Annotated in this window: 4 protein-coding genes; 1 reads left to right on the forward strand and 3 read right to left on the reverse strand. The window is 36.8% G+C overall.

Annotation, left to right across the window (positions count from 1 at the left end; all coding sequences use genetic code 11):
* Window positions 1–138 precede the first annotated feature (138 nt).
* Window positions 139–1,173 carry a (Fe-S)-binding protein gene (locus tag DMP16_RS08710; RefSeq protein WP_069284631.1) on the forward strand — a complete coding sequence of 345 codons (1,035 nt, stop codon included), beginning with the start codon at window positions 139–141 and terminating at the stop codon, window positions 1,171–1,173.
* Between the two features lie 189 nt (window positions 1,174–1,362).
* Here the strand turns inward: DMP16_RS08710 and DMP16_RS08715 are convergent, their stop codons facing one another.
* The 3 genes from DMP16_RS08715 to DMP16_RS08725 form a co-directional block, all read right to left on the reverse strand.
* Window positions 1,363–2,166 carry a biotin/lipoate A/B protein ligase family protein gene (locus DMP16_RS08715; RefSeq protein ID WP_069282747.1) on the reverse strand — a complete coding sequence of 268 codons (804 nt, stop codon included), beginning with the start codon at window positions 2,164–2,166 and terminating at the stop codon, window positions 1,363–1,365.
* The gene (gene lipA / locus DMP16_RS08720) at window positions 2,147–3,004 is read right to left on the reverse strand and encodes a lipoyl synthase (RefSeq protein ID WP_069282748.1); all 858 of its coding nucleotides are present in this window, start codon (window positions 3,002–3,004) and stop codon (window positions 2,147–2,149) included. The genes DMP16_RS08715 and lipA overlap by 20 nt, the downstream gene beginning before the upstream one ends.
* Window positions 3,001–3,222 (reverse strand): biotin/lipoyl-containing protein (locus tag DMP16_RS08725; RefSeq protein ID WP_143577111.1); only part of this gene is annotated, 222 nt, incomplete at its 5' end. The genes lipA and DMP16_RS08725, both read right to left, overlap by 4 nt.

Here is a 3,222-nt window from a genome sequence, read left to right on the forward strand (position 1 = left end):
GAGAAGAATCAAGAGAACTTTTGATCCCAAGGGGATTTTAAATAAATGTAAGCTTATCCCACCCGATAAAACTGAGATATGTAACGTAGTTAATCCAATTCATAATCATTTATTATTTGAGAGTGATTAAACTTGAGCATAATGCAATCTTTAAAACTGACTGAGATGTGCACTCACTGTGGTTTTTGCTTGGAAACTTGTCCTACCTATGTGGTTACTAGAAATGAGGTTCATTCGCCTAGAGGCAGAATAGAGGCTGTAAGAGCAGGAATAAATAGCATAGGCTTTCAGACCTGCATGTATTGTAGGTTATGCGAAACAGCTTGCCCTGCTGGTGTTAAATACGGACAAATAATAGTACCTTATAGGAAAAGCGATATAAAACAAACAATAATAGAAAAAATGTTAGAAAACCCATCTATATTTTCTAGAGTTTTAAAAACTATGAATAGAATTGATCACCCAGATATAAGGAGATTTATGGAGTTTGTAGGTAATGTTGAGGTTAATTCGCCTCTTGAAGGCCAGAAAGGAGAAGGAAAAGAAGAGATAATATTATTTCCAGGCTGTATAGAGTCTATTTTCTTTAGAAGGACTGTTGAGAAAGCTTTCAATTACTTAAGTAAATACTACAAGGTGAAAATCATCAATGGATGTTGTGGATTAGCCCACATAAGTAATGGGAACTATAAGGGAGCAGAGAACTTGGCTAAGAAGCTCCATGAGAAGATTAAGGATAAGAAAATTGTACTTCTTCAATCTAATTGCTCAGCGTTCATGAAAGAATATAGTGAATTATTTGGCATTAATCTACACGTTTATGACTTCTCAGAATTCATTGTTAAAGAGAATTTGGAAGTTCCAAGGAGAGAGGGAGTTTTTACTATTCATTACCCATGTCATGCGTATAGGCAGAAGCTAACCAGATATATTAAGGAGGTTTCTGAGAAAATGGGGCTAGAAATAAGGGAGATGGAAGATCCCTTCTTTGAGTGTGGAGCTGGTGGTGATTACTGGTTGACCCATCCTAAACTCTCTGATATGGTGAGAAGTGTAAAGAGAGAAAAGATAGAGAAAAGTGGTGTGAGGAGAGTTATAGCTACAAATAGTATTTGTGCCCTATCTATTAGGTCAATGGGATTTGACGTATTTCATATAGCAGACTTCTTGTAGTCATTTTTCCGTTCCTACTGACTTCCTCTAAATGGCTAGTGTTCCCTTAGTGAATTTCACAAGTTCCTCTCATCGATTTATGTTTACGTATCTCATACGAGGGGGTAGTCGTGATGGTCAGAGACCCTCTCCCATTTGGCTTATACAAATAAAGGGGTAGAAAACTTATACACTTTACCATCCCCGCCATTAAGAGCTAGGCATTCCTTCCGTTCCTAGTAAGTTCCACTTATCAGTTGAGTATTTTATCTTATACAGTTGGTGCGATAATTCCATTTCTGCTGGGGTAATACTTCCGAAAAACACTTCTTCATTTAGTGCCTTGGCAAATCCTTCTATTAACGCGTTAGTTACTTGACTTATACTAGCATCTACGTATTCATAAAGTCCTGCTATTCTGCTTTTTAAGAACTCGGGAGTCACGCCTTGCATTTTAATTACTTTTAACCATGTGTCTGGTTCAAAATTTAGAAGGAGTGTTCCATGTTGGAGTAGTGCCTTATCATCCCTTACTTGAGCTGAGCCAGAAATCTTTCTCCCATCTATTATCACATCACTTGAACCGCTCCTAAGATAACATAAGTTATGTTTTTCCCTATCCCCTAATCCTTTTATTCTAACATCTCTGCCCAAGATAGTTAAAGCATTAAGTATTCCCTTAGCTATTTCTGAGGCTGATTCATCTACACTCAACTTTCCTATCTTATGCTCTAAGGAAAGTACTACACTATATGTGATCTCATAATTTTCTGGATGTAATAAAGCACCTCCTCCAGTAGGTCTTCTAACCAGTTTATAGCCCAACTCCTTTATGGCATTCAAGTTTACTGTTCTTTCAGCACTCTGTGCTCTTCCTAAACTAACTCCAGAAGGAGACCACATATATAGTCTTAACGTATCATAATTAACGTTTTTACGAGATCTCATTATAGCTTCATCAATAGCCATGTTGTATTGTGGATCCCTAACCGCATCAATTATTACCCTTAACATCTCTTATCACCTTCAAATAAGCTTCCTTTGCTTTATAGGAAGTTCTAGCTAATGGTAACGATATTACAGCCGAAAACCCTAGTGAGTAAGCTATTTCTTCAAGTTTTTTGAATTCCTCTACCGTGTAATACTTCTTAACTTCTAATTGTTTTTTGCTAGGTCTCATGTACTGTGACAAGACTAGAATATGAACTCCGACATCCCTTAAATCCTTCATTGTTTGAATTATTTCCTCTAACGTCTCTCCGAAACCCAATAAGATTGAAGATTTTTTGATAACGTTTTTAACATATGCTAATACTCTAAGGCTTTGTTCATAAGAAGCTCTAGGATCTCTAACAATTGGTGTTAGTCTTTTCACGGTCTCAACATTATGAGCGAAAACGTCTACACCCGCACTTATTACATGGTTTACAGCTTCAACATTTCCCCTAAAGTCGGGTGTAAGTACTTCAATTATTACGTTAGGGTTTACCTCTCTGACTTTTCTGATAACGTTGGCGAAGTGATGAGCTCCGCCATCTGGCAAATCATCTCTATCCACGCTTGTGATTACTACATAGTCTAATCCCATTTCCTTTACCGCGTTAGCTATTTTGTTTGGTTCGTTCTCATCTAATTTCTCTGGCTTACCTTTAATTACGTAACAAAATCTACATCCTCTAGTACAAATATTACCCATTATCATGAAAGTTGCGGTGCCAGATCCCCAACACTCTAAGATATTAGGGCATAAGGCCTCTTCACAGACTGTATTTATTCCATTTCTAACTACGATACTCGATATTCTCTTGAAGTTTTCATTTTCATTTACCATTATTTTAGTTTTCATTATCATATTGCCTCTACTACCGCTATCGTAGAACCAGGCTTTACTTTGTCTCCTTCCTTAACTTCAACTCTAACAATTTTTCCACTAACCTTAGAGACAATTTTTAAAACAACTTTCTCTATTTCTATTTCAGCTACGATATCGTTTTCATTTACATGATCACCATCTTTTATGTAAACCGATACTACCTCACCTTCCCAGTCTCTCCTTCTAGGCCATATATC

This window comes from Sulfolobus sp. B1, from assembly GCF_007050195.1.
Classification (GTDB): Archaea; Thermoproteota; Thermoprotei_A; order Sulfolobales; family Sulfolobaceae; genus Saccharolobus.